This is a genomic window from Aeromonas sp. S19(2024) (genome assembly GCF_041402625.1).
Lineage (GTDB): Bacteria > Pseudomonadota > Gammaproteobacteria > Enterobacterales > Aeromonadaceae > Aeromonas > Aeromonas caviae.
In genome coordinates, this window is sequence record NZ_JBGLQU010000005.1 from 45,681 (window position 1) to 68,631 (window position 22,951).

The 22,951-nt window shown below is 62.6% G+C and carries 20 protein-coding genes and 1 tRNA gene; 10 read left to right on the forward strand and 11 right to left on the reverse strand.

What is annotated here, in order from left to right:
* Window positions 1-3: 3 nt before the first annotated feature.
* The gene (cysD, locus tag ACB037_RS11755; RefSeq protein ID WP_050498204.1) at window positions 4-972 is read right to left on the reverse strand and encodes a sulfate adenylyltransferase subunit CysD; all 969 of its coding nucleotides are present in this window, start codon (window positions 970-972) and stop codon (window positions 4-6) included.
* 104 nt (window positions 973-1,076) lie between these two features.
* Window positions 1,077-2,501, reverse strand: a complete 1,425-nt coding sequence (gene cysG / locus ACB037_RS11760) for a siroheme synthase CysG (protein ID WP_113068953.1) — start codon at window positions 2,499-2,501, stop codon at window positions 1,077-1,079.
* A gap of 197 nt (window positions 2,502-2,698) precedes the next feature.
* On the opposite strand from cysG, the gene ACB037_RS11765 reads away from it, so the two are divergent.
* Together ACB037_RS11765 and ACB037_RS11770 are read left to right on the forward strand one after the other, a co-directional pair.
* Complete coding sequence (locus tag ACB037_RS11765; protein WP_029314806.1) at window positions 2,699-3,622, forward strand: SPFH domain-containing protein; 924 nt, start codon at window positions 2,699-2,701, stop codon at window positions 3,620-3,622.
* Entirely contained in the window at window positions 3,619-4,074 is a 456-nt protein-coding gene (locus tag ACB037_RS11770; RefSeq protein WP_010675601.1) for an NfeD family protein, read from the forward strand. Before ACB037_RS11765 ends, ACB037_RS11770 begins: the two co-directional genes overlap by 4 nt.
* An 80-nt stretch (window positions 4,075-4,154) precedes the next feature.
* On the opposite strand, the gene ACB037_RS11775 is transcribed toward ACB037_RS11770, so the two are convergent.
* From ACB037_RS11775 to ACB037_RS11785, 3 genes are all read right to left on the reverse strand, one after another.
* The gene (locus tag ACB037_RS11775) at window positions 4,155-4,400 is read right to left on the reverse strand and encodes a hypothetical protein (protein WP_010675602.1); all 246 of its coding nucleotides are present in this window, start codon (window positions 4,398-4,400) and stop codon (window positions 4,155-4,157) included.
* 306 nt (window positions 4,401-4,706) lie between these two features.
* Entirely contained in the window at window positions 4,707-5,756 is a 1,050-nt protein-coding gene (locus ACB037_RS11780) for an oxidoreductase (RefSeq protein WP_041213888.1), read from the reverse strand.
* Between the two features lie 102 nt (window positions 5,757-5,858).
* Complete coding sequence (locus tag ACB037_RS11785) at window positions 5,859-7,022, reverse strand: multidrug effflux MFS transporter (protein ID WP_039040832.1); 1,164 nt, start codon at window positions 7,020-7,022, stop codon at window positions 5,859-5,861.
* Between the two features lie 234 nt (window positions 7,023-7,256).
* On the opposite strand from ACB037_RS11785, the gene rdgB reads away from it, so the two are divergent.
* Both rdgB and hemW read left to right on the forward strand, forming a co-directional pair.
* Window positions 7,257-7,853 carry an RdgB/HAM1 family non-canonical purine NTP pyrophosphatase gene (gene rdgB, locus ACB037_RS11790; RefSeq protein WP_010675605.1) on the forward strand — a complete coding sequence of 199 codons (597 nt, stop codon included), beginning with the start codon at window positions 7,257-7,259 and terminating at the stop codon, window positions 7,851-7,853.
* A gap of 132 nt (window positions 7,854-7,985) precedes the next feature.
* The gene (gene hemW / locus ACB037_RS11795; RefSeq protein ID WP_319885048.1) at window positions 7,986-9,131 is read left to right on the forward strand and encodes a radical SAM family heme chaperone HemW; all 1,146 of its coding nucleotides are present in this window, start codon (window positions 7,986-7,988) and stop codon (window positions 9,129-9,131) included.
* Between the two features lie 116 nt (window positions 9,132-9,247).
* Here hemW and ACB037_RS11800 read toward each other — a convergent pair whose 3' ends face one another.
* The 3 genes from ACB037_RS11800 to zntR all read right to left on the reverse strand — a co-directional run bounded on the left by ACB037_RS11800 (window position 9,248) and on the right by zntR (window position 10,537).
* Entirely contained in the window at window positions 9,248-9,466 is a 219-nt protein-coding gene (locus tag ACB037_RS11800) for an alternative ribosome-rescue factor A (RefSeq protein WP_043155935.1), read from the reverse strand.
* 107 nt (window positions 9,467-9,573) lie between these two features.
* A complete protein-coding gene (locus ACB037_RS11805) occupies window positions 9,574-10,110 on the reverse strand; it encodes a dihydrofolate reductase family protein (RefSeq protein WP_371175356.1) in 537 nt (178 codons plus the stop codon).
* Window positions 10,100-10,537 carry a Zn(2+)-responsive transcriptional regulator gene (gene zntR, locus ACB037_RS11810; RefSeq protein ID WP_371175357.1) on the reverse strand — a complete coding sequence of 146 codons (438 nt, stop codon included), beginning with the start codon at window positions 10,535-10,537 and terminating at the stop codon, window positions 10,100-10,102. Before zntR ends, ACB037_RS11805 begins: the two co-directional genes overlap by 11 nt.
* A 432-nt stretch (window positions 10,538-10,969) precedes the next feature.
* Here zntR and purH point away from each other — a divergent pair, with 432 nt between their 5' ends.
* From purH to ACB037_RS11840, 6 genes are all read left to right on the forward strand, one after another.
* Complete coding sequence (gene purH / locus ACB037_RS11815; protein WP_371175358.1) at window positions 10,970-12,562, forward strand: bifunctional phosphoribosylaminoimidazolecarboxamide formyltransferase/IMP cyclohydrolase; 1,593 nt, start codon at window positions 10,970-10,972, stop codon at window positions 12,560-12,562.
* A 106-nt stretch (window positions 12,563-12,668) separates the two neighbouring features.
* Window positions 12,669-13,958: a phosphoribosylamine--glycine ligase gene (gene purD, locus ACB037_RS11820; protein WP_041211074.1), complete on the forward strand. Its 1,290-nt coding sequence runs from the start codon at window positions 12,669-12,671 to the stop codon at window positions 13,956-13,958.
* 393 nt (window positions 13,959-14,351) lie between these two features.
* Complete coding sequence (locus ACB037_RS11825) at window positions 14,352-14,726, forward strand: cytochrome b562 (RefSeq protein ID WP_371175359.1); 375 nt, start codon at window positions 14,352-14,354, stop codon at window positions 14,724-14,726.
* Window positions 14,707-15,261, forward strand: a complete 555-nt coding sequence (locus ACB037_RS11830) for a cytochrome b/b6 domain-containing protein (protein WP_010675613.1) — start codon at window positions 14,707-14,709, stop codon at window positions 15,259-15,261. Before ACB037_RS11825 ends, ACB037_RS11830 begins: the two co-directional genes overlap by 20 nt.
* Window positions 15,262-15,527: 266 nt before the next feature.
* Window positions 15,528-18,104, forward strand: coding sequence for an alpha amylase C-terminal domain-containing protein (locus tag ACB037_RS11835; protein ID WP_371175360.1), 2,577 nt, complete (start codon window positions 15,528-15,530; stop codon window positions 18,102-18,104).
* 147 nt (window positions 18,105-18,251) lie between these two features.
* Window positions 18,252-18,722 carry a tetratricopeptide repeat protein gene (locus ACB037_RS11840; RefSeq protein ID WP_171865308.1) on the forward strand — a complete coding sequence of 157 codons (471 nt, stop codon included), beginning with the start codon at window positions 18,252-18,254 and terminating at the stop codon, window positions 18,720-18,722.
* A gap of 47 nt (window positions 18,723-18,769) precedes the next feature.
* Here ACB037_RS11840 and ACB037_RS11845 read toward each other — a convergent pair.
* From ACB037_RS11845 to dnaG, 3 genes are all read right to left on the reverse strand, one after another.
* Window positions 18,770-18,846: transfer RNA gene (locus tag ACB037_RS11845), tRNA-Ile, on the reverse strand.
* Between the two features lie 194 nt (window positions 18,847-19,040).
* Window positions 19,041-20,936: an RNA polymerase sigma factor RpoD gene (rpoD, locus tag ACB037_RS11850; RefSeq protein ID WP_263639565.1), complete on the reverse strand. Its 1,896-nt coding sequence runs from the start codon at window positions 20,934-20,936 to the stop codon at window positions 19,041-19,043.
* A 183-nt stretch (window positions 20,937-21,119) separates the two neighbouring features.
* The gene (dnaG, locus tag ACB037_RS11855; protein WP_069784226.1) at window positions 21,120-22,907 is read right to left on the reverse strand and encodes a DNA primase; all 1,788 of its coding nucleotides are present in this window, start codon (window positions 22,905-22,907) and stop codon (window positions 21,120-21,122) included.
* Between the last annotated feature and the right edge of the window lie 44 nt (window positions 22,908-22,951).

Here is a 22,951-nt window from a genome sequence, read left to right on the forward strand (position 1 = left end):
TTTTTAGAAATAGCCCTGACGCTTCTTCTGCTCCATGGAGCCGGCCTGATCGTGGTCGATGAGCCGCCCTTGCCGCTCGCTCGAGGTGGTGATCAGCATCTCTTCAATGATCTCCGGCAGGGTGGTGGCATTGGATTCGATGGCCCCGGTCAGCGGGTAGCAGCCGAGGGTACGGAAGCGCACCAGCTCCTGCTTCACTTCGTCTTCCGGGCCGATGGGCATGCGCTCGTCATCCACCATGATCTTGATGCCGCCGCGATCCACCACGGGGCGCATGGCCGCGAAGTAGAGCGGGACTATGTCGATGTTCTCGAGATAGATGTATTGCCAGATGTCCAGCTCGGTCCAGTTGGAGAGCGGGAAGACACGGATGCTCTCCCCCTTGTTGACCTGGCTATTGTAGACGCGCCACAGCTCCGGGCGCTGGTTCTTCGGATCCCAGCGGTGGGACTTGTCGCGGAAGGAGTAGACACGCTCCTTGGCGCGGGATTTCTCCTCGTCGCGACGGGCACCACCGAAGGCGGCATCGAAGCCGTATTTGTTGAGCGCCTGCTTGAGCCCCTCGGTCTTCATGATGTCGGTGTGCTTGCTGCTGCCGTGCACGAAGGGGTTGATGTCCATGGCCAGACCATCCGGGTTCTTGTGGACGATGAGATCCAGCCCGTACTTCTTGGCGGTCTCGTCCCGGAACTTGATCATCTCCTTGAACTTCCAGTTGGTGTCCACGTGGAGCAGGGGGAAGGGGATCTTGCCCGGGTAGAAGGCCTTGCGGGCCAGGTGCAGCATGACGGAGGAGTCCTTGCCGATGGAGTACATCATCACCGGGTTTTCAAATTCGGCGGCCACCTCGCGGATGATATGGATGCTCTCGGCTTCCAGTTGCTGCAGGTGAGTCAGTCGCTCGCGGGTGACACCTGCACGGATGCTCTGTGCATCGGATGGCTGCAGTTGGGTCAGTCTTTCACGGTCCATGTCTGGGTCCTCGGTTCATTGCTATCGCACCTGCTCGGGGCGCGGTGTTGGTTCAGTTCGGTGCCGCCTTGGCCGCACCGTCAAATCGATTCGGGTCTCGCCTCTCAGGTCAGGCTCACCAGCTTGAGCTCGTGGCCGCTTTCTGCCTCCTGCCCTTGCCCCTGTTCGCCAAACCAGGCGAGTTGCTGGCGCAGGGCCACCACTTCACCGATGACGATAAGCGACGGGCTCACCGCCTGCTGGGCCAGCTCGGCCAGATCCGCCAGGGTGCCGGTCAGCACCCGCTGACGGGCCGTGGTGCCCCGCTCGATGATGGCGATGGGGGTGGCGGCGCGTCGGCCATGGCTCACCAGTTGCTGCTGGATATGCTCGGAGCGCATCAGCCCCATGTAGATGACCAGGGTCTGGTTGGTGGCCGCAAGCTGCTGCCAGTCGGGCTCCTTGCCCTCCTTCTGGCAGTGGCCGGTGATGAAGACGGCGCTCTGGGCATGGTCGCGGTGGGTGAGCGGAATGCCCGCATAGGCGGTGGCACCGGCGGCGGCGGTGATGCCGGGCACCACGGAGAAGGGAATGCCCTCCTCTGCCAGCACTTCCAGCTCCTCGCCGCCACGGCCGAACATGAAGGGATCGCCCCCCTTGAGGCGCACCACCCGGTTGCCCGCTTTGGCGTATTCCACCAAGAGGCGGTTGGTCTCTTCCTGGGGCACGCTGTGGGCCCCCGCCTTCTTGCCGACCGACACCAGGGTGGCGTCGCGGCGCACCAGGTCCAGGATCTCGGGGGAGACCAGCTGGTCATAGAGCACCACTTCGGCCTGCTGGATCTGTTGCAGCGCCTTGAGGGTCAAGAGGCCAGGATCCCCGGGGCCCGCCCCCACCAAGACCACTTCGCCCACTTCGGTACGGGCCTTGTCCAGTCCCTCGTTCAGCCACTGCTCGGCCCCTTGCCAATCGGCTTTCTCAATCAGACCGGCCAGGGTGTTGGAGGCAAAGGCGCGCTCCCAGAAGCGGCGGCGATCGGAGAGGGAGGCCAGCACCTGCTTGGCCCGGCTGCGCACCCGGCCGGAGAGCTCCGCCAGACCGCCGAGGTGGCGGGGCAGCAGGCTCTCGAGCCGCTCGCGCAACAGACGCACCAGCACGGGGGCCTTGCCGCCGCTGGAGACGGCCACCACGATGGGGCTGCGATCGATGATGGAGGGGAAGATAAAGCTGGAGCGCTCGGGGTCATCCACCAGGTTGACGAACAGACCGCGCTCGGTGGCGCTCTGGTAGACCAGGGCGTTGACCTCGAGATCGTCGGTCGCGGCCACCACCAGGATCTGCCCTGCCAGGTGGGCCGGGTCGAAACGCGCCGCCACATGGGTGAAGCGACCGGCAAATTCATGGAACTCGGGCTCGAGCGCGGGAGAGACCAGGGTGATCCGGGCACCTGCCGCCAGCAGCAGGCGCGCCTTGCGCAGGGCAACCTCGCCCCCGCCCACCAGCAGTACCGGGCGGCCTTCCAACCTGGCAAACATAGGTAAATAATCCATCAGGGCCCGCTCCTCGGCATCGCGACATCTGGGGCGACTATAGGCAGGAGCGCTTATCCCTCAAAATAATAAAAAATGCTCTTTAATGCGTTTTGGTAATTAGTAAAGCCGTGTGGCGGCAATAGAGAAGCGAATCTGCTTGTGGTGGATGGCACCAGACCCTAGGCTAGTGAAAGTGTTTCATAAGGAGCTTAATCATGAATGAGTCATTGATTGTATTGGGGATCTTCATATTCCTGGTACTCGCCACCCTGAGTGCCGGCATCAAGATAGTGCCCCAGGGTTACAACTGGACCGTGGAGCGCTTCGGCCGCTACACCCGCACCCTCTCCCCGGGCCTCAACCTGCTGATCCCCTACATCGACCGCATCGGCCACAAGATCATCATGATGGAGCAGGTGCTGGACATCCCGGCCCAGGAGGTGATCTCCCGGGACAACGCCAACGTCACCATCGACGCCATCAGCTTCGTGCAGGTAGTGGATGCCCGCAAGGCGGGCTACGAGGTCAATGATCTCACCAGTGCCATCCGCAATCTCACCATGACCAACATGCGGACCGTGCTCGGCGCCATGGAGCTGGACGAGATGCTCTCCCAGCGCGACACCATCAACGAGAAGCTGCTGCGCACCATGGATGCCGCCACCGCCCCCTGGGGCATCAAGGTGACCCGGATCGAGATCAAGGATGTGCGCCCGCCCCTCGCCCTGGTGGAAGCCATGAACGCCCAGATGAAGGCCGAGCGCCAGAAGCGGGCCGAGGTGCTGGAGGCCGAAGGGGTGCGCCAGTCCAAGATCTTGAAGGCCGAGGGGGAGAAGCAGTCCCAGATCCTGAAAGCCGAGGGTGAGCGTCAGGCCGCCTTCCTCGCCGCCGAAGCGCGGGAGCGGGCCGCCGAGGCGGAAGCCAAGGCGACCCACATGGTCTCCCAGGCGATCGCCGAGGGCGACATGCAGGCCATCAACTACTTCGTGGCCCAGAAATACACCGAGGCCCTGGCCCGCATCGGTGAAGGCCCCAACAGCAAGATCATCATGATGCCCCTGGAAGCGGGCAGCCTGATAGGCTCGGTGGCGGGCATGGCCGAGCTGTTCAACAAAGACGGCAAGGCGGGCAAATCATGACAGCCCTGTTCGAGGGGCTGACCCACTGGCACTGGCTGGGGCTCGGCTTCGTGCTGCTGGCCATCGAGGTGATGGGGTCGGTAGGCTTTCTGCTCTGGACCGGCATCGCCGCCCTGGAGGTGGGACTCTTGCTGCTGGTCTGGCCCTTCGGCTGGCAGGCGCAGTTGCTGCTCTTCGCCCTGCAATCCCTGCTCACCACCTGGGCCTGGTGGCGCTGGCAGCATCGCCGGGATCGCTCCGGGCTGGATGCCGCCGCTCCCATCAACGAGCGGATGCAAAGCTACATGGGCCGCGAGCTGACCCTGCTGGACGAGGTCAGCCAGGGGATGAGCCGGGTGCATCTGGACGACACCGTCTGGACGGTGCGCTGCAACGCGCCGCTGCCGGCCGGCAGCCGGGTCAAGGTGGTGGGGGCCGACTCCCACATCCTGCTGGTGGAACCCCTCGGCTGACCGGGCAACGCCCAGCCATGGCCATAAAAAAACGGGCCCGGCGCGAGTGCGCCGGGCCCATTTTTCAATGAGGTGCTGGCTTAGTTGGCCTTGGCATCGCTCACGGCAGCTTCAGCCTTGGTGGCCACGTCAGCGGCAGCCTTCTCGACAGTAGCGGAAGCTTCGGAAGCAGCCTTCTCGACGGTAGCAGACGCTTCGCTAGCGGCTTTCTCGACAGTGGCAGCAACGTCTGCGGCCGGGGTCGCAGCCGGAGCGGCAGCTTCTTCTTTCTGACCACAGGCGGTCAACATCAGACCCAGGATACCGGCTACCAGTACTTTGTTCATGTGCATACCCTCAAAAAAAGATGGAGAGATGGTGCAGGGACCATCACTGTACGCCCCGGCTCCTGTCGGCACACCGGCCGCTGGAGCCCGAAGGAGCGCGAAATATATCCCCATATGCGGCCGATGAAAACGCGTATCACAATGATATTTTCTCGTTGGCATGATAAGAAACACTGCTGCAACGACAAATATTAATATAAAACACCCATTCATCACCAGATTCGCACAACAAATCGCCAATTACCTGACGATTGCCAGTCAGCCATTGTCTTTCTGTCAGGCTCTCGGCGCTGCCGGATTACGCCGTCAGTCAGACAGCTTCTGACAAGGCAGGCGCCGCCCCTGCTGGTCGCTCTCCCGGGCCAGGTCCAGCAAGGCCATCACCGCCAGGGCCTCGTCGGCCGGCACCGGGTTCTCCCCCTCTCCCCGGATGGCGGCGCAGACACCGCGATAGTAGGCGCCGTAGTCCCCCGCTTCGCCAGCCACGGTCTGCTGCACGAGCTGACCGTCCCGGATCTGGCTGAGCTGGCCGGGGGCGGGATCCACGCCCCAGTCCGCCGCCGGAGGCCGCTTGCCCTCCTTGAGCTGCTCCTCCTGCACGTCCATGCCGAACTTGATGAAGGAGCCCTGACTGCCGTGCACCACGAAGCGGGGCATCACGGCCGACACCAGACAACTGCCGTGCAGAATGACCCGCATCTCGCCGTAACCCAGCACCACATGGAAGTAGTCGTCCGCCAGGGCCCCGGGGCGCTGCTTGCCCAGATCCGCCTGCAACCAGTCCGGCTGACCGAACAGCTGGAGCGACTGATCCAAGATATGAGGGCCGAGATCGAACCAGAGACCGGAGCCCGGGCCGCCCGCCTCGCGCCAGCGCTGGCGCACCTCGGGGCGATAACGGTCGAAGTGGGATTCGAACTGGGCGACTTGCCCCAGCGCCCCCTCCGCCAGCAGACGGCGCACCGTGAGGAAATCCCCGTCCCAGCGCCGGTTGTGGAAGATGCTGAGCAGCCGCTGCTGCTTCTCCGCCAACTCGACCAGCGCCTTCGCTTCGGCCAGATCCAGGGCGAACGGCTTGTCGATCACCACGTGCTTGCCCGCCAGCAGGGCCTCGCGAGCGATGGGGGCATGGGTGTCGTTGGGGGTGGCGATCACCACCAGATCGAGGCTGTCATCGGCCAGCACCTGCTCCAGGGTGCCGACCCGGGTGCCGGGCAACGCGGCCTGTACCTTGGCGGCATCCCGGCTCACCACCCAGCGCAGGGTCAGGCCCGGGGTCGTGGCCAGGAAGGGGGCGTGAAAGGTCTGTCCTGCGAAGCCGTATCCCACCAGGGCGGCGTTGATTGTGTGGCTCATCCGGTTTTCTCCACGGGTCTGTGATCATGCGAGGCAGGCGGGTCGCCTGAAAAAGAGAAGGGGGCTCAAGGCCCCCTGAGTGTGCTCATCAGAGCACAGGATTTATTGCAAACACAAGCGCCGGCCCTGGCGGGTCATCAGCATCACCAGCGGGGGCAGCAGCAGCCACATGTGCAGGGCCAGCTGGCTCAGGGGATCCGGCATCAGCCAACCGGTGATCCCCACCAGGGCGCCGGAGCCGCTCATCTGGAACAGGCCGAGCAGGGCGGCCGCAGTGCCGGCGCAGTGGCCGAAGGGGGCCAGCGCCATACCGGCGGCGGCGCCCAGGATCATCGCAAAGCCGATGCTGGAGAGGAACACCGGGCCCATCATGGCCAGCGGGTGCGGGATGTGCATGGCCAGGGTCAGGGTGATGGCGGAGAGCAGCAGCACCAGCAGGCCGATACGCAGGGTCCGTCTTGGCCCTACCCGGGCGATGAAGCGCGGGGCCAGGAAGCAGGCCAGGATGTTGAGGGCCGCATTGGCGGTGAACCAGTGGCTGAAGCCACTCATGTCCAGCCCCAGGGTCACCATCAGTTGTACCGGTGCCGCCGTCACGTAGGCGAGGATCACCGCCATCGCCAGCATGCACAGCGCCGCGTTGAACAGGAAGCTCGGGGAGCGCAGCACCGGGCTGTAGCGGGACCAGCTGATGAGCGGGCCAGCACTGCTGGTCTCCTCAGGGCGGGTTTCCGGCATCCGCCACAGCAGCCAGCTGCCGACCACGACGGCGTAACCCGCCATGAACCAGAAGTTCGCCGACCAGCCCGCCTTGGCGGTGAGCCAGCCACCCAGCAGGGGCGCCAGTGCGGGGATAAAGCAGATCGCACCGTTCAGATAGGAGATCATCTGACCGCTCTTCTTGGGGCCATAGCTGTCACGGACCACCGAGAAGGCGGCCACCGAGGTGGCGCAGGCCCCGAAGCCTTGCAGCACTCGCGCCAGCATCAGCTCGCCCAGGCTGGCAGCAAAGCCGGCTGCCAGGGCGCTCAGGCCGTAGAGCAGCACGCCCCCCAGGGCAATGGGTTTGCGCCCGTAGCGATCGGCGAGCGGCCCCACCAGCAGTTGCCCCAGCCCCATGCTGAACAGGAACCAGGTGATGGTGCCCTGCATCAGGGTCACTTCGGCCCCCAGCTGCTCGGCCATCTGGGGGATGGCAGGCAGATAGATGTCGATGGCCAGCGGGCTGAACAACACCAGGAGTACAAGCAAAAGAATCAATGGCATCAGTCACCTCAAGCCCTAGGAATATCGATTGGGCCGCGAGTCTACTGACTCAGAGTAATGAATTGAAATGGTATTTAATCACTTCGGTTATTCCCTGCTGGAAACATGTATCTCTTCTACCTCTCAGGGGGTGGAACCAGGATCCCCCGTTGGCACCGGATCCCGGGCAATTGGCGCTTTTACTAAACCCCTCCCCCGCATAGAATGCGCAGATTATTTTTGCGGAGGTGTGTGATGAACAAGCTTGTCCTGGCAACAGGGAACCAGAAAAAGGTGAAGGAATTGGCCGCCATGCTGGCCGATATGAAGATCCAGGTGATCCCGCAGAGCGAGTTTGCAGTCTCCGATGCCGACGAAACCGGCACCACCTTCGTCGAGAATGCCATCATCAAGGCCCGCCACGCCGCCCGCGTCACCGGCCTGCCCGCCGTGGCCGACGACTCCGGCCTGGAAGTGGACCTGCTGCACGGCCGCCCCGGCGTCTACTCCGCCCGTTTTGCCGGTGCCGGTGCCAGCGACAAGGAGAACATCGACAAGCTGCTGGCCGAGCTCAAGGGCGCGCCGGATTACCTGAAAAGCGCCCGCTTCTGGTGCGTGCTGGTCTACATGCGCCACGCCGACGATCCCACCCCCATTATCTGCCAGGCCAGCTGGGAAGGGATGATCATCGACGAGCCGCGCGGCCAGCACGGCTTCGGCTACGACCCCGTGTTCTTCGTCCCCGACCACGACTGCACCTCGGCCCAGATGCCGGCGGAGCTCAAGAACCAGCTCAGCCATCGCGGCCAGGCCCTGGCCAAGCTCAAAGCGGCCCTGGCGGCGGTCAACTAAAGCGCTGTCTCCCGCCGCGTTGTCATCTACAATGGGGGCCGTCGGCCCCCGTTTCGTTCGCGGCGCCCCGCCCGTTGTCACCGGCAACCAGGGCCACCCGACCCCTTTTGATTGTTGAATACTGGAAATCCCATGCTGCAACTGCCGCCCCTCTCCCTCTATATCCACGTGCCCTGGTGCGTCCAGAAGTGCCCCTACTGCGACTTCAACTCCCACGCCCAGAAGGGGGAGCTGCCCCACCTCGAGTACGTGGCGGCCCTGCTGGAGGATCTGGAGCAGGATCTGCACTGGGCCCAGGGGCGCCCCCTCTCCTCCATCTTTATCGGTGGCGGCACGCCGAGCCTGCTCTCCGTCGACGCCATGCAGGCGCTGCTGGACGGGGTGCGTGCGCGCATCGAACTCACCGCGGACTGCGAGATCACCATGGAGGCCAACCCGGGCACGGTGGAGGCGGACAAGTTCGCCGGCTTCCAGCGGGCCGGCATCAACCGCATCTCCATCGGGGTGCAGAGCTTCCAGCAGGAGAAATTGACCCGGCTCGGCCGCATCCACGGCCCCGAGGAGGCGCGCAAGGCCGCCGAGCTGGCCCACGCCATCGCCCTTCCCACCTTCAACCTGGATCTGATGCACGGCCTGCCGGATCAGAGCCTGGACGATGCGCTCTATGACCTGCAGCAGGCCATCGACTGCGCGCCGCCGCACCTCTCCTGGTATCAGCTCACCATAGAGCCGAACACGGCATTCGCCTCCAAGCCCCCCACGTTGCCGGAAGATGACACCCTGTGGGACATCTACGAGCAGGGCCACGCCATGCTGACCGCCCGGGGCTATCAGCAGTACGAGATCTCGGCCTATGCCAAAGAGGGCTACCAGTGCCGCCACAACCTCAACTACTGGCGCTTTGGCGACTATCTGGGGATCGGCTGCGGCGCCCACGGCAAGGTGACGGATCTCGCCAACCAGCAGATCCTGCGCACCGCCAAGGTGAAGCATCCGAAAGGTTATCTGGATCCGAGCCGCCCCTATCTGGACAGCCAATGGCAGGTGAGCGCGGACGATCTGCCGCTCGAGTACTTCATGAACCGGTTCAGATTGTTTGAACCCGCCCCCAAGGCGGAGTTCGAGGCCTTCACGGGGCTACCGCTGGAGCGGGTAGAGACCATGCTCGCCATCGCCCGGACCAAGGAGCTGATCGAGGATCTCGGCGACAGCTGGCAGCTCACGTCCCTGGGGCATCGCTACCTCAACGTGCTGCTCGAACTCTTTATGGACGAGTGAGCACGGGTTCACTCTCTTGCGTCAAGACCGCAAGTCAGCACCAGCGAATAGAAAAACAATCAGGGCGCCATTGGCGCCCTGATTGTGTTAGCTGATGCCTTGCGGCAGAAACCCGCTCAGCAGCAGACGCTTACCATCTGCTGTTGGCCGGGCTCCCACCGCTTGCCGTGCTTGGCCTTACGCTGATAGCTGCCCTTGCCCTTCTTGCTCGGCTCGACCCGGGCCTGGAACAGGGGGGAGGTCACCAGTGCCTTAAGGTGGTTGTCCTGAATGGTGCCGCGCTGATGTTCGCAGGCGGGTTCGGCGGTGACACAGGTCACCTTCTTCTTGGCCATATGGGCTCCTTGATGGGGTTGTCGTGTTTGCCTATCGTCCCTGCCTGGAAGGGCAGATGGCGAAAAACGCGCCGATTGTGCGCCTCTTGCCTCCCCCGTGCAAGCTGTCAGGCGGGGTGATAGATGACCCGCACCAGGCCGCTTGGCAGCACGGCGCTCGACACCGGTCTCAACCCTGTGGGGAGAGGCCCGGTAAAGAGCGGGATCCCGCCCCCCAGGGTGACCGGCACCCAGAACAGGGTCAGCTCGTCCACCAGGGCCCCCTGCAGACCCTGCCTCACCAGCTCCCCGCCATCCAGATAGAGGTGACGGCTTCCCCCCTGCCACAACTCGTCCAGCACCTGCGCCAGCGCCCCCTGCTGGAAGGAGACCCGAGGACGGGGGTCGGCGGGCCTGTGGGTCAGTACCACCAGCGGCTTGTCCCCGTAGGGCCACTCGGGAAAGGCGCTCACGATATCGTAGGTGTTGCGCCCCATCAGCAGGGTGTCCGCGCTCGCCATCAGGGCGCTGTAGCCGGTCTCCTCCGGCCCGTCGCCACCATAGGGGGCCAGCCATGCCAGATCGCCCCCCTCCCCGGCGATGAAACCGTCGAGGGAGAGAGCGAGAAAGGCGGAGACCCGGGGCCGGCGCAGCTCAGTGCTCATGGTCGTGGTGCTCGTGGCGGGAAGGGGCGCCGGACTCCAGGGTCTCGAGGATGGCGCAGTGCTCCGCCGAGCGCGGGCCGCCGCAGCAGATGTCGGAGAGGGCCTTCAGGTTCTCGCGAAAACGGGTCAGCTCCAGGAGCTTCTGCTCCACCTGTTCGAGCTTGGTGTCGGCCACCGCCTTTACCTCCTGGCAGGTGACCTTGGCCTTGTTGGTGTCCAGGGCGAGCAGCTCGCCGATGTCCGCGAGGGAGAAGCCCACCGACTTGGCGCGGATGATGAACTCCAGTCGCCGCCTGTCCTGCTCCCCGTAGAGGCGATAGCCGGATTCGTTGCGCATGCCCGGCGAGATGAGGCCGTTCTTCTCGTAAAAGCGCAGGGTGTCGGCCTTCACCCCGCACGCCTTGGCCAGTTCACCGATCCGATACATGGTCCTCTCCCCCCGCATGACATTCCCGACATGGTACTCAATATAAACCGGCCTCCACTATCACCTCTTTGCCCGGCGATTGCCAGTCAAAGGCAGGAAAGCAGCAGCTAACCCCCCACTTGCCGGCCATTTATCCCCAAAACACTGAAAAGACAAACGTTTCACAAAAATTCACCAGAAAACGTTTAACGCCGCATCCCACAAGGGTTTGTCTCTTTAAAAAATCCACCACAGGTCACATTTTTTGTGTAGAATACGCGCCCACAAGAGAGCGTCGCGTCAAGCGGGCATTTCCTAAAACGCTTTTGCCAACGGCCGCCCCGGGCGAGAGTGGTTTGCGAAATCCCCCACTTCCATTTATTTGGGGACTCTCTGTGTGTTGAGCCTCGCCTCCCATGGAACGGTCCCCGTTATGCTGAGGACGATAGTGTGATGGAACAAGCTCGACCCATTCGCCGTGCACTGCTGAGTGTGTCTGACAAGACTGGCATCCTGGAATTTGCCAAGGCACTCGACGCGCGTGGTGTGGCCCTGCTCTCCACCGGTGGTACCGCCAAGCTGCTGGCCGATGCGGGCCTGCCGGTGACCGAGGTGTCCGACTACACCGGATTCCCCGAGATGATGGACGGCCGGGTCAAGACCCTGCATCCCAAGGTACACGGCGGCATTCTCGGCCGTCGCGACCGGGATGACGCCATCATGGCCGAGCACGCTATCTCCCCCATCGACATGGTCGTCGTCAACCTCTATCCCTTCGCCGCCACCGTGGCCAAAGCCGGTTGCACCCTGGAAGACGCCGTCGAGAACATCGACATCGGCGGCCCGACCATGGTCCGCTCCGCTGCCAAGAACCACAAGGACGTCACCATCGTCGTCAAGGCCTCCGACTATGACCGCGTCATCGCCGAGATGGATGGCAACGGCAACAGCCTGACCCTCTCCACCCGCTTCGATCTGGCCATCGCCGCCTTCGAGCACACCGCCGCCTACGATGGCATGATCGCCAACTACTTCGGCACCCTGGTGCCCTCCTACGGCGAAAACAAGGAAGGCGACGAAGAGTCCCGCTTCCCCCGCACCTTCAACAGCCAGTTCATCAAGAAGCAGGACATGCGCTATGGCGAGAACAGCCACCAGGCTGCCGCCTTCTACGCCGAAGAGCAGGCCGCGCCGGGCTCGGTGGCAAGCGCCATCCAGCTGCAGGGCAAGGCCCTCTCCTACAACAACATCGCCGACACCGATGCGGCGCTGGAGTGCGTGAAGGAGTTCAGCGAACCGGCCTGCGTCATCGTCAAGCATGCCAACCCCTGCGGCGTCGCCATCGGTGACGACCTGCTGTCTGCCTACGATCGCGCCTACCAGACCGACCCCACCTCGGCCTTTGGCGGCATCATCGCCTTCAACCGCGAGCTGGACGGCGAGACCGCCGCGGCCATCGTCGCCCGCCAGTTCGTGGAAGTGATCATCGCCCCCAGCATCAGCCAGGCAGCCCGCGAGGCGGTCGCCGCCAAGCAGAACGTGCGCCTGCTGGAATGCGGCCAGTGGACTGCCCTGGCGCAAGGCTTTGACTTCAAGCGCGTCAACGGCGGCCTGCTGGTGCAGGAGCGCGATCTGGGCATGGTGACCCTGGGAGATCTGACCGTGGTCAGCCAGCGTCAGCCTACCGAGGCCGAGCTGCAGGATCTGCTGTTCTGCTGGAAGGTCGCCAAGTTCGTCAAATCCAACGCCATCGTCTACGCCAAGAACGGCCAGACCATCGGCGTCGGCGCCGGCCAGATGAGCCGCGTCTACTCTGCCAAGATCGCCGGCATCAAGGCCGAGGATGAAGGGCTGACCGTGGCGGGCTCCGTCATGGCCTCCGACGCCTTCTTCCCGTTCCGCGACGGCATCGATGCCGCTGCTGCTGCGGGCATCTCCTGCGTCATCCAGCCAGGTGGCTCGATGCGCGACCAGGAGGTGATCGACGCCGCCAACGAACACGGCATGTGCATGGTGTTCACCAACATGCGTCATTTCCGTCACTGACAGCCCAGGGCCGCCGATGGCGGCCCTGCCTCTTTAGCACCGGATCCTTTCCACTGGCAGGTTGCCACCGCAGCGCCAGTGAACTCAGACAGAAGCGAGCGAGACGATGAAAGTACTGATCATTGGCAACGGCGGCCGTGAACACGCCCTGGCCTGGAAGGCCAAACACTCCCCCCTGGTGACCCAGGTCTTCGTGGCACCGGGCAATGCGGGCACCCAGCTTGAGCCGGGCATCGAGAACGTCGCCATCCAGGCCACCGACATCGAGGGCCTGCTGGCCTTCGCCAAGGCGAACCAGATCGGCCTCACCATCGTCGGACCGGAAGCCCCCCTGGTGAAAGGGGTGGTCGATGCCTTCCGCGCCGCCGATCAGACCATCTTCGGCCCGACCGCCGCCGCTGCCCAGCTGGAAGGCTCCAAGGCCTTCACCAAGGACTTCCTGGCCCGCCACGCCATTCCCACCGCCGATTACCAGAACTTCACCGAGGTGGAGCCGGCGCTGGCCTATCTGCGCGAGAAGGGCGCCCCCATCGTCATCAAGGCCGACGGTCTGGCCGCCGGCAAAGGGGTGATCGTCGCCATGACCCTCGACGAGGCGGAAGCTGCGGTGCGTGACATGCTCTCCGGCAATGCCTTCGGCGATGCCGGCGCCCGGGTGGTGATCGAGGAGTTCCTGGACGGGGAAGAGGCGAGCTTCATCGTCATGGTGGACGGCGAGCACGTGCTGCCCATGGCCACCAGCCAGGATCACAAGCGCGCCTTCGACGGTGACACCGGCCCCAACACCGGCGGCATGGGGGCTTACTCCCCGGCGCCCGTGGTGACCGACGAAGTGCACCAGCGCGTGATGGAGCGGGTGATCATGCCGACCGTGCGCGGCATGGCGGCCGAGGGCAACGTCTACACCGGCTTCCTCTACGCCGGCCTGATGATCGATGCCGAGGGCAACCCCAAGGTGATCGAGTTCAACTGCCGCTTCGGCGACCCCGAAACCCAGCCCATCATGCTGCGGATGCAGTCCGATCTGGTGGATCTCTGCCTCGCCGCCTGCGCCGGCCAGCTGGATCAGAAGGAAGCCGTCTATGACCCCCGCGCCGCCATCGGCGTGGTGCTGGCGGCGGGTGGCTATCCCGGCGACTACACCAGCAACCACCCCATCAGCGGTCTGCCGGTGGACGAAGTGGCAGGGGAGAAGGTGTTCCATGCAGGCACCCGCCTGGAAGGACACACCAGCCTGACCCAGGGTGGCCGCGTGCTGTGCGCCACCGCCCTCGGCCACACGGTGCAGGAAGCCCAGCAGCGGGCCTATGCCCTGGCTGGTCGCATCCAGTGGGACGGCATCTTCTATCGCAAGGACATCGGCTGGCGTGCCATCGAGCGCGAGCAGGCCGAATAAGGGCCGGATCCCGATCACTCAAAGGGCCTGCGGGCCCTTTTTTTGTTGCACAGCGTCTGTGCGGGCAGTGGAATCGTCCATGGGTGGTGGCTTTCAAAAACAAAAACACCTGAAAAACTCACCTGACGTTAAAAAACCGATGTGTGATAAAAAATGGCAGCATGATTCACTGCCTGCGGGCCCCTTCCCGGGCCAGATGCGCGCCCTTGTATCCCTATCCGGTGGCCGTTCTCTTTCGGCTACATTCCCACAGCAATCCCCTGCACAATTCGTCACAATTGGTCGCACTTTCTTCATACAATGATCGCCCTTTCATGGCATCATGATGCGTGAAACCGCACTCAAATGAGTGCTATAACAACCTGCAATCTCGTCGTCTCATAAGGAAATCCCATGCTGAAAACTGTGCGTCCCCTGCTGCTGCCCCTGATGTTCGGCCTGATGGCCCTGCCTGCCATGGCCGGCGATCTGGAGCAGCCGATGAAGAAGATCGGCTTCAACTACAAGCAGGCCGTCAAGGCCGACGACGCGGCCACCATGGAGAAATACATCAAGGAGATGAAGGCCCAGCTGGACGTCGCCAAGGGCAAGAGCATGCCCGCCGCCAAGAAGGAGAAGTTCCTGGAAGGCATGACCGAAGTGCAGACCGAGCTGGATGCCAGCCTGGCAGCCCTCAAGGCCGGTGACGAAGCCAAGGCGCGCGAGCACCTGGCCAAGGTCAACGACCTGAAGAAGGAGTACCACAACTATGCCAAGCAAAAAGGCTGATCCCTTCCACTGGGATGCTCTGGTGCGCCTCACCCACTGGGGTGTGGCGGCCATCTGTATCGGCAACCTCTGGCTCAACGAGGCGGGCGAGGAGTGGCACGAGCGGATGGGATACGCCGTCATGGTGCTCATCGGCATACGCCTGCTGTGGGGGCTCACCTTCGCTCGCGGCCACGCCCGCCTGCGCGCCCTCATCCCGAGCAGGGAGGATTTTCGCCATCAGGCCGACGCCCTGCGCGAACGGACCCCGCCCACCCCGGGCCATCACGGCAGCGGCAAGCTGGCGGTCTGGGCACTCTGGCTGCTGGTACTCGCCACCGCAGGGACCGGCTGGTTCCAGAACACCGAGACCGGCTTCGATCTGGGGGCGGACGACTGGCACGAGTGGTGCACCTGGGCACTCCAGGGCATGATCGCCCTGCACCTGTGCGCCATCGCCTACACCTCCTGGCGCCAGCGCAGCAACCTGGTCACCCGCATGCTGCCAGGGCGTCGTGCCCGGGCCAGTGCCGGGCAGCAGGAACCCAACGTCTGAACGTTCACGGGGCCCTGCGGGGCCCCTGTTCATCCCCTTCGCTACCCGCTTGACGGGATCTCGCACCGATCTGCTCCCCTCTGCATCCTCCTGCTGCCACCGAATGGCATGAAAGCATTTTCATTCACATTTCTTAATTAATTCAGCTTGTTCGATTTTCAACCACATCGATTTCATGAATGCTACGGAGCTGAACGAGGTTGTTTGTTGTCCGTTCGACTACACGACAGTGATACGTCAATAACAAGATCGAAGGGAAAATCGTCATGCACATCACACTGTTTCGAACCGCCCTGCTGGCGGCGGCACTCGGCTCTTTCAGCCACACTGCCAGCGCCGAAGGAGTCATGGTTCACCTGTTCCAATGGAAGTTCAACGACATCGCCAACGAGTGCGAGACCGTGCTCGGGCCCAAGGGGTTCGGTGGCGTCCAGATCACCCCGCCCGCCGAGCACAAGCAGGGCAGCCAGGTCTGGTGGACCGTCTATCAACCGGTCAGCTTCAAGAATTTCAACAGCTTCGGTGGTAGCGAGGCAGAGCTCAGAAGCATGATCGCCCGCTGCAACGCGGCCGGGGTCAAGGTCTATGCCGACGCTGTCTTCAACCAGCTGGCATCGGGTTCGGGCACCGCCACCGGCGGCGGCAGCTACAACTCGGGGCAATACCAATATCCCCAGTTCGGCTACAACGACTTCCATCACAGCGGCGACATCACCAACTACGGTGACAGCAACAACGTCTGGAACGGCGCCCTCTACGGCATGCCGGACCTCAATACCGGCTCATCCTACGTCCAGGATCAGATCGCCACCTACATGAAGACCCTGCTCGGCTGGGGCGTGGCGGGCTTTCGCATCGATGCGGCCAAGCACATGGCGCCGGCCGATGTGAAGGCCATCCTCGACAAGGCGGGCAGCCCCAGGGCCTACCTGGAGGTGATCGGCGCAGGCGGGGAGTCCCCCGACATTCAGCCGGGCCGCTACACCTATATCGACACCGTCACCGACTTCAAATACGGCACCGATCTTGCCGCCAACTTTAATGGCCAGATCAAGAACCTCAAGACCCTGGGCGAGAGCTGGGGCCTGCTCCCCTCCAACAAGGCCTTCGTCTTCGTGGTCAACCACGACCGCGAACGCGGCCACGGCGGTGGCGGCATGCTCACCTTCATGAGCGGTGCCCGCTACGATCTGGCCAACACCTTCATGATGGCCTGGCCCTATGGCTGGAAGCAGGTGATGTCGGGCTATCGCTTTGAAAACATGGGCACCTATGAAACCGACAAGGGGGCGCCGGGCAGCACGCCCTGCACGGACAGCCAGTGGAACTGCGAACAGCGCCGACCGACCATCATGAACATGGCCCTGTTCCACAACCGGACCGAAGGCCAGCCCGTCAGCAACTGGTGGGACAACGGCAACAACCAGATAGCCTTCAGCCGCGGTGACAAGGGCTTCGTCGCCATCAACAACGAGAGCGGCAGCCTGGTGGCCTCGGTGCAGACCAGCCTGCCGGCCGGCGAGTACTGCAACCTCCTGGGGGGCAATGACTACTGCAGCGGCGGCTATGTCACCGTCGATGGCAGCGGCAAGGCCAGCCTGAACCTCCCCGGCATGAAGGCGGCCGCCATCATCGCCGGTTGCACCAAGGCCAGCCCCTGCGGCGGTTCCGTCCTGCCGGGCAACAAGTTCAGCAGCATGAATCTGCGCGGTACCCACAACGCCTGGGGCAACACCCCCATGACCGTCGATGCCAACCGTGTCTGGTCCGCCACCCTCACCCTGACCGGCAACGGTGACGCCACCGGTGCCCAGCGCTTCAAGTTCGACGTCTTCGGCAACTGGGCCGAGAACTACGGCGACAACGAAGGGGATGGCATCGCCGACAAGGGCAGCAGCAAGGATATCCTGGTCAGCGGGGCGGGCACCTACCGCATCACCCTGAGCGAGAGCGATCTGCGCTACACGGTCACCCCCCTCACCAGCAACCAGGCACCGGTCGCCGCCCTCTCCCCCAAAACCCTCAGCGTCAAGGCGGGTGAGAGCGTGGTGTTCGACGCCTCCGCTTCCAGCGATGACGGCGGCGTGGTGAGCTACAACTGGTCCAGCGGGGGCACCGCCGCCACGGAGACAGTCCGGTTCGATACCCCGGGTACCCATACCGTGACGGTCACCGTGACCGATGCGGAAGGGTTGACCGCCAGTGCCAGCGCCACCGTGACCGTCACCGATGACAACGGCACCTACGCCAGCGTACTGCCCACCCTGAACTTCCGCGGCACCCCCAATGCCTGGGGCTCCCTTGCCATGACGCTGATCGCCGACAATCAGTGGGAAGCCCTGGTCACCTTCGACGGTCAGACCAACCAGCGCTTCAAGTTCGACGTCAAGGGGGACTGGATCCAGAACTACGGCGACACCAACAAGGACGGCGTGGCAGAACTGACTGGCAGTGACATCCTCACCCCGGTCATCGGCCAGTACCGGGTACGTTTCAACGATCAGACCCTGCAATACAGCCTGACTCCGGTGAGCGTCACCTATGCCAAGAATGTCGCCAGCCTCAACATTCGCGGCACCACCAACAACTGGGGCACCACCCCCATGTCCCTGGTCGGGGATCACCTCTGGCAGGCCAGCGTCACCTTCACCGGCAGCGGTGATGGCAACGGCAGCCAGCGCTTCAAGTTCGACGTCAAGGGGGACTGGACCCAGAACTACGGCGACACCAACAAGGATGGCGTGGCCGAGCTGGCCGGGGCAGACATCACCACGGCAGTGGTCGGTGCCTATGTGGTGCGCTTCAACGACCAGACCCTGGCCTACAGCCTGAGCGCCCAGTAAGGCTGGACACACGCCAGGGCCATTGCGCCCCGGTGCCGAACCAGGCCTCCCGCCATCGGCGGGAGGCCTTTTTCATGGCCCCATGACCCGTTCCCCGCCAGCCTGTCGGCAGGCATACTGATCCTTCATCCCCATGCAGGAGCGCATATGAAACAGTTGAACACCCTCAAGGCAGAGGGACGGATCGAGGAAGCCCGTCAGCACGGTCTGCTGCAACTCATCGCGCACCCGGCCCACGCCGAGCTGCATTACGAAGTGGCCGGACTGCACGACATGCTGGGGCGAGAGGCCGAGGCCATTCCGCTCTATCAGAAGGCCGTGTCGCTGGGACTTGGCGAGGCGTCGCTGCGCGGGGCCCTGCTTGGACTTGGCAGCTCCTATCGCACCACGGGCCGTCATGCCGAGGCGCTGGCCACCTTTGACGAGGCCTTGGCCCGCTTCCCCGATGCCGTGGAGTTCAAGGTGTTTCGTGCCATGACCTGCTACAACCTGGGGCGCAGCAAGGAGGGGATGGAGACGCTGCTGGGGATCCTCGCGACCACCACCACGGATCCCGCCCTGCTTCCCTACCGGCGCGCCATGGCACTCTATGCCGAGGATCTGGACAGACACTGGTAAGCGCCAGAAACGACAAAGCCGCTCAAAAGAGCGGCTTTGTCTGAAAATGGTGGCCCCTGGGGGACTTGAACCCACGACCAATCGATTATGAGTCGACTGCTCTGACCAACTGAGCTAAGGGGCCATTGATGCTGGTTAGCGGCGTGGATTATAGGGGATGGCGGATACCCCGTCCATAGTCAGATCAACCACTTGGCGAGATTTCATCCATATTCAAGCGGTTCCATGACCCCTCTTCACGCCCATGCCAGCACGGATAAAACAAAGCCCCGCATGGCGGGGCTTTTTGTTGCAATGTCAGGCTGACAGAACCCGGGACTACTCGTCCAGGAAGCTGCGCAGCACTTCCGAGCGGCTCGGATGGCGCAGTTTGCGCAGGGCCTTGGCTTCGATCTGACGGATACGCTCACGGGTGACGTCGAACTGCTTGCCCACTTCCTCGAGGGTGTGGTCGGTGTTCATGTCGATACCGAAGCGCATGCGCAGTACCTTGGCTTCCCGTGCGGTCAGCCCGGCCAGCACTTCGCGGGTCGCGTTGCGCAGGCTCTCGCTGGTGGCCGCATCCGCTGGCAGAGCCAGGGTGGTATCTTCGATGAAGTCGCCCAAGTGGGAGTCTTCATCATCACCGATGGGCGTCTCCATGGAGATGGGCTCCTTGGCGATTTTCAGTACCTTGCGGATCTTGTCTTCCGGCATGCCCATGCGCATGGCCAGCTCTTCCGGGTTCGGTTCACGACCCATCTCCTGCAGCATCTGGCGGGAGATACGGTTGAGCTTGTTGATGGTCTCGATCATGTGCACCGGGATACGGATGGTACGGGCCTGATCCGCGATGGAGCGGGTAATGGCCTGACGGATCCACCAGGTGGCATAGGTCGAGAACTTGTAGCCGCGACGATATTCGAACTTGTCGACCGCCTTCATCAGACCGATGTTGCCCTCCTGGATCAGATCCAGGAACTGCAGACCGCGGTTGGTGTACTTCTTGGCGATGGAGATAACCAGACGCAGGTTGGCCTCAACCATCTCTTTCTTCGCACGGCGGGCTTTGGCCTCACCAATGCTCATGCGGCGGTTGATGTCCTTGATCTGGGCGATGGACAGACCGGTCTCTTCTTCGATCTGCTGCAGCTTGCCGATGGAACGCAGTACTTCTTCGTCCATCTCGAGCAGGCGGGGAGACCACGCCTTGCCGGCCTGCTTCTGGTATTCGAACCAGGCAGTTTCGCACTCGTTGTTGGTGAAGGCCGCGACGAAGGTCTTCTTCGGCATCTTGGCCTGCTCAACGCAGAGCTTCATGATGATGCGTTCCTGCACGCGGACACGCTCCATCATCTCCCGCATGTTATTGACCAGGCGATCGAACTGCTTGGGCATCAGGCGGAATTGACGGAACACATCGGCCAGCTGGGCGATGGCATTCTGGGTGTCGTCGTGGGCACGGCCATTCTGCTGAATGGAGAGACGAGTCACCTCGTACTGGGCACGCAGTTCGCCGAATTTCTCGCGAGCGACTTCCGGATCCGGGCCACCGTCGCCGTCATCGTCGGAGTTGTCACCGTCTTCGTCTTCGTCCTCATCTTCGTCTTCGTCTTCGTCGGCGAGGTCGTCCTCGCTGAGCTCGGAGCCGATATGAGTGGCGGTCGGCGCCACGTCATCCACTTCGTTCGGATCGATGAAGCCGGAGATGATGTCGGACAGGCGAAGCTGCTCGGCTTCGTACTTGTCGTACTGTTCGAGCAGATAGGTGATGGCTTCAGGGTACTCGGCGACGGAGCTTTGTACCTGGTTGATACCGTCTTCGATCCGCTTGGCGATGTCGATCTCGCCTTCGCGGGTCAGCAGTTCGACGGTACCCATTTCCCGCATGTACATGCGGACGGGATCGGTCGTGCGACCAATCTCAGATTCAACAGATGCCAGAGCCTGGGCCGCTGCTTCGGCAGCGTCCTCATCGGCGGTACCACCTTCAGCCATGATAAGGTCATCGGCATCCGGAGCGTTTTCAACCACTTGAATGCCCATATCGTTGATCATCTGGATGATGTCTTCGATCTGGTCTGAATCGACAATGTCTTGCGGGAGGTGATCGTTCACCTCGGCATAGGTCAGGTAGCCCTGTTCTTTACCTTTGGCAACGAGGAGTTTAAGCTGAGACTGCGGGGTTTGCTCCATAGAACTCATCCGGTTGGTGTTGCTAGGTTGCGCGTACAGTGCGCTGCTGCGCAAATAGCCAATTCTAATAGAAAACCGCCAGACATGCTATGTCTGGTTGCGGCGTCGGTCATGAGAAACCCCTGCCCGCAGTGTTGTCGGGGCCAGGTGGTTATAAAGTGTTTGCTTTCAATCCCGTCGATTCGGGCAACGCTATTCATATTGGGACTGCTCACTCAAATATCAAGCCCCACTCTCATTTCTTTTCTCAATCTGCACCTCTCTGATCAGCATCATCAGCTCCTGAGTTTCCTCAGAGCTTAGCCCTTCCTGCGCCACCTTGGCCTGCAATTCTTCGATCCGTTGCTTCAGGAAAAGGTTGATGAAACCGACAAAGGTATCCTGTAATTCTCCCAGAATATCCGGCTCCTGGTCGAGCTTTACCTCTTCAAACAGGTCATGCATCGCCAGCTGGGCAAGTATTTCTCCCTCTTTTGTGCCGCGCCAATGCTCCAGCAGGATACCCGTTGTCACTCCCGGCTGGATCAGGATCTGCTGGTGCAGTTGCAGCAGGAAAGGGATCCCCTGCAGGCGCAGCCCGGCCAACTCGGGCATGGCCGGCAGCTCGGCGGTGATCGCCGGATACTGCACCATCAGGGCCAGAGCCCTGCGGATCGGCGTCAGTTTGGTCGCCTTGGGTTTGTTGACTTCCACCTTGGGCTGGCTGTTGCGGGCAAACAGCTCGGCAATCCGCTGCTTGTTTTCTCCCCAACGCATCATGCTGGAAAGTCGGGTAATCAACCCCTCGCGAGTGAAACCTTCCGGTACCCGACGAATCAGCTCGGCGGCCTTGTTGGCCACTTCAAACTTGCCTGCCTCACCGGAAAGAGCCGCATCGCGCCCGAGGCGTTCGAACATGAAATCCGCAAACGACTGGGCCTTGTCGAGCAGCGCTTCGAACCCCTCCTTGCCGATCTGGCGTACCAGCGAGTCGGGATCCTCGCCATCCGGCAAAAAGACGAACTTGAGTTCACGGCCGTCCTGCAGGTGGGAGAGCGCGTTATCCAGCGCCCGCCAGGCAGCTTCCCGACCGGCGTTGTCGCCGTCGTAGCAACAGACCACCTCTGCCGTGGTACGGAACAGGGTGTGGATGTGATCGCTGGTGGTCGCAGTCCCCAGTGCCGCCACCGCATAGTCGATGTCGTACTGGCCGAGCGCCACCACATCCATGTAGCCTTCCACCACCAGGATCCGGCGCGGATCCTTGTGTGCCTGCTTGACCTCATAAAGGCCGAACAGCTCTCGCCCCTTGTGGAAGATGGGGGTTTCGGGGGAGTTCAGGTACTTGGGCGTGCCATCCCCCAGCACTCGGCCACCGAAGCCGATGACCCGGCCGCGTTTGTCCCTGATCGGAAACATGATGCGATCGCGGAAACGATCGTAGCTGCCCGGGCCGCTGTCACGGGGGATCAGCATACCGCCCGAAATCAGCAGTTGTTCGTGATCCCGACTGGCGCCAAAGCGGCGACGCACCTGATCCCAGTCCCCAGGGGCATAACCGATGTTGAAGCGCTTGACCACCTCGCCAGTCAGGCCCCGGCCTTTCAGATACTCCACCGCCTGAGGCGCGTTCTTGAGATTGCTCTCGTAGAAGCGCGCAATCTGGTTCATCAGCTCGAACAGATCCTTACTGACGGCTGGTTGGCTATGGCTTGATCCACCCGCCGTTTGCTCACGGGGGACCTGCATACCGTGCAGGCTTGCCAGCTCTTCGATGGCATCGGGGAATTCCAAGCCGTCGTACTCCATGACAAAGCCGATGGCATTGCCGTGGGCACCACAACCGAAACAGTGATAGAACTGCTTCTCCTGGCTGACGGTAAAGGAGGGGCTTTTTTCGTTATGAAAAGGGCAGCAAGCCTGGTAGTTCTTACCGGCTTTCTTCAACCGCACACGGGAGTCGATCAACTCGACTATGTCCGTGCGTACGAGCAGATCATCGATAAAGGATTGCGGGATCCTGCCAGCCATAACCGTCCTGTTTCATTGCATAGGAAATAAAAAAGCCGCGCATT

Excerpts from the sequence above, each read along its gene's own strand:
- dnaG (WP_069784226.1), bottom strand. The coding sequence starts at position 22,907 with ATGGCTGGCAGGATCCCGCAATCCTTTATCGATGATCTGCTCGTACGC.
- hemW (WP_319885048.1), top strand. The coding sequence starts at position 7,986 with ATGCTGCAACTGCCGCCCCTCTCCCTCTATATCCACGTGCCCTGGTGC.
- ACB037_RS11785 (WP_039040832.1), bottom strand. The coding sequence starts at position 7,022 with ATGCCATTGATTCTTTTGCTTGTACTCCTGGTGTTGTTCAGCCCGCTG.
- zntR (WP_371175357.1), bottom strand. The coding sequence starts at position 10,537 with ATGTATCGGATCGGTGAACTGGCCAAGGCGTGCGGGGTGAAGGCCGAC.
- ACB037_RS11775 (WP_010675602.1), bottom strand. The coding sequence starts at position 4,400 with ATGAACAAAGTACTGGTAGCCGGTATCCTGGGTCTGATGTTGACCGCC.
- purD (WP_041211074.1), top strand. The coding sequence starts at position 12,669 with ATGAAAGTACTGATCATTGGCAACGGCGGCCGTGAACACGCCCTGGCC.
- cysG (WP_113068953.1), bottom strand. The coding sequence starts at position 2,501 with ATGGATTATTTACCTATGTTTGCCAGGTTGGAAGGCCGCCCGGTACTG.
- ACB037_RS11830 (WP_010675613.1), top strand. The coding sequence starts at position 14,707 with ATGCCAAGCAAAAAGGCTGATCCCTTCCACTGGGATGCTCTGGTGCGC.
- ACB037_RS11840 (WP_171865308.1), top strand. The coding sequence starts at position 18,252 with ATGAAACAGTTGAACACCCTCAAGGCAGAGGGACGGATCGAGGAAGCC.
- cysD (WP_050498204.1), bottom strand. The coding sequence starts at position 972 with ATGGACCGTGAAAGACTGACCCAACTGCAGCCATCCGATGCACAGAGC.
- rdgB (WP_010675605.1), top strand. The coding sequence starts at position 7,257 with ATGAACAAGCTTGTCCTGGCAACAGGGAACCAGAAAAAGGTGAAGGAA.
- ACB037_RS11780 (WP_041213888.1), bottom strand. The coding sequence starts at position 5,756 with ATGAGCCACACAATCAACGCCGCCCTGGTGGGATACGGCTTCGCAGGA.
- ACB037_RS11770 (WP_010675601.1), top strand. The coding sequence starts at position 3,619 with ATGACAGCCCTGTTCGAGGGGCTGACCCACTGGCACTGGCTGGGGCTC.
- ACB037_RS11800 (WP_043155935.1), bottom strand. The coding sequence starts at position 9,466 with ATGGCCAAGAAGAAGGTGACCTGTGTCACCGCCGAACCCGCCTGCGAA.
- ACB037_RS11825 (WP_371175359.1), top strand. The coding sequence starts at position 14,352 with ATGCTGAAAACTGTGCGTCCCCTGCTGCTGCCCCTGATGTTCGGCCTG.
- ACB037_RS11835 (WP_371175360.1), top strand. The coding sequence starts at position 15,528 with ATGCACATCACACTGTTTCGAACCGCCCTGCTGGCGGCGGCACTCGGC.
- ACB037_RS11765 (WP_029314806.1), top strand. The coding sequence starts at position 2,699 with ATGAATGAGTCATTGATTGTATTGGGGATCTTCATATTCCTGGTACTC.
- ACB037_RS11805 (WP_371175356.1), bottom strand. The coding sequence starts at position 10,110 with ATGAGCACTGAGCTGCGCCGGCCCCGGGTCTCCGCCTTTCTCGCTCTC.
- purH (WP_371175358.1), top strand. The coding sequence starts at position 10,970 with ATGGAACAAGCTCGACCCATTCGCCGTGCACTGCTGAGTGTGTCTGAC.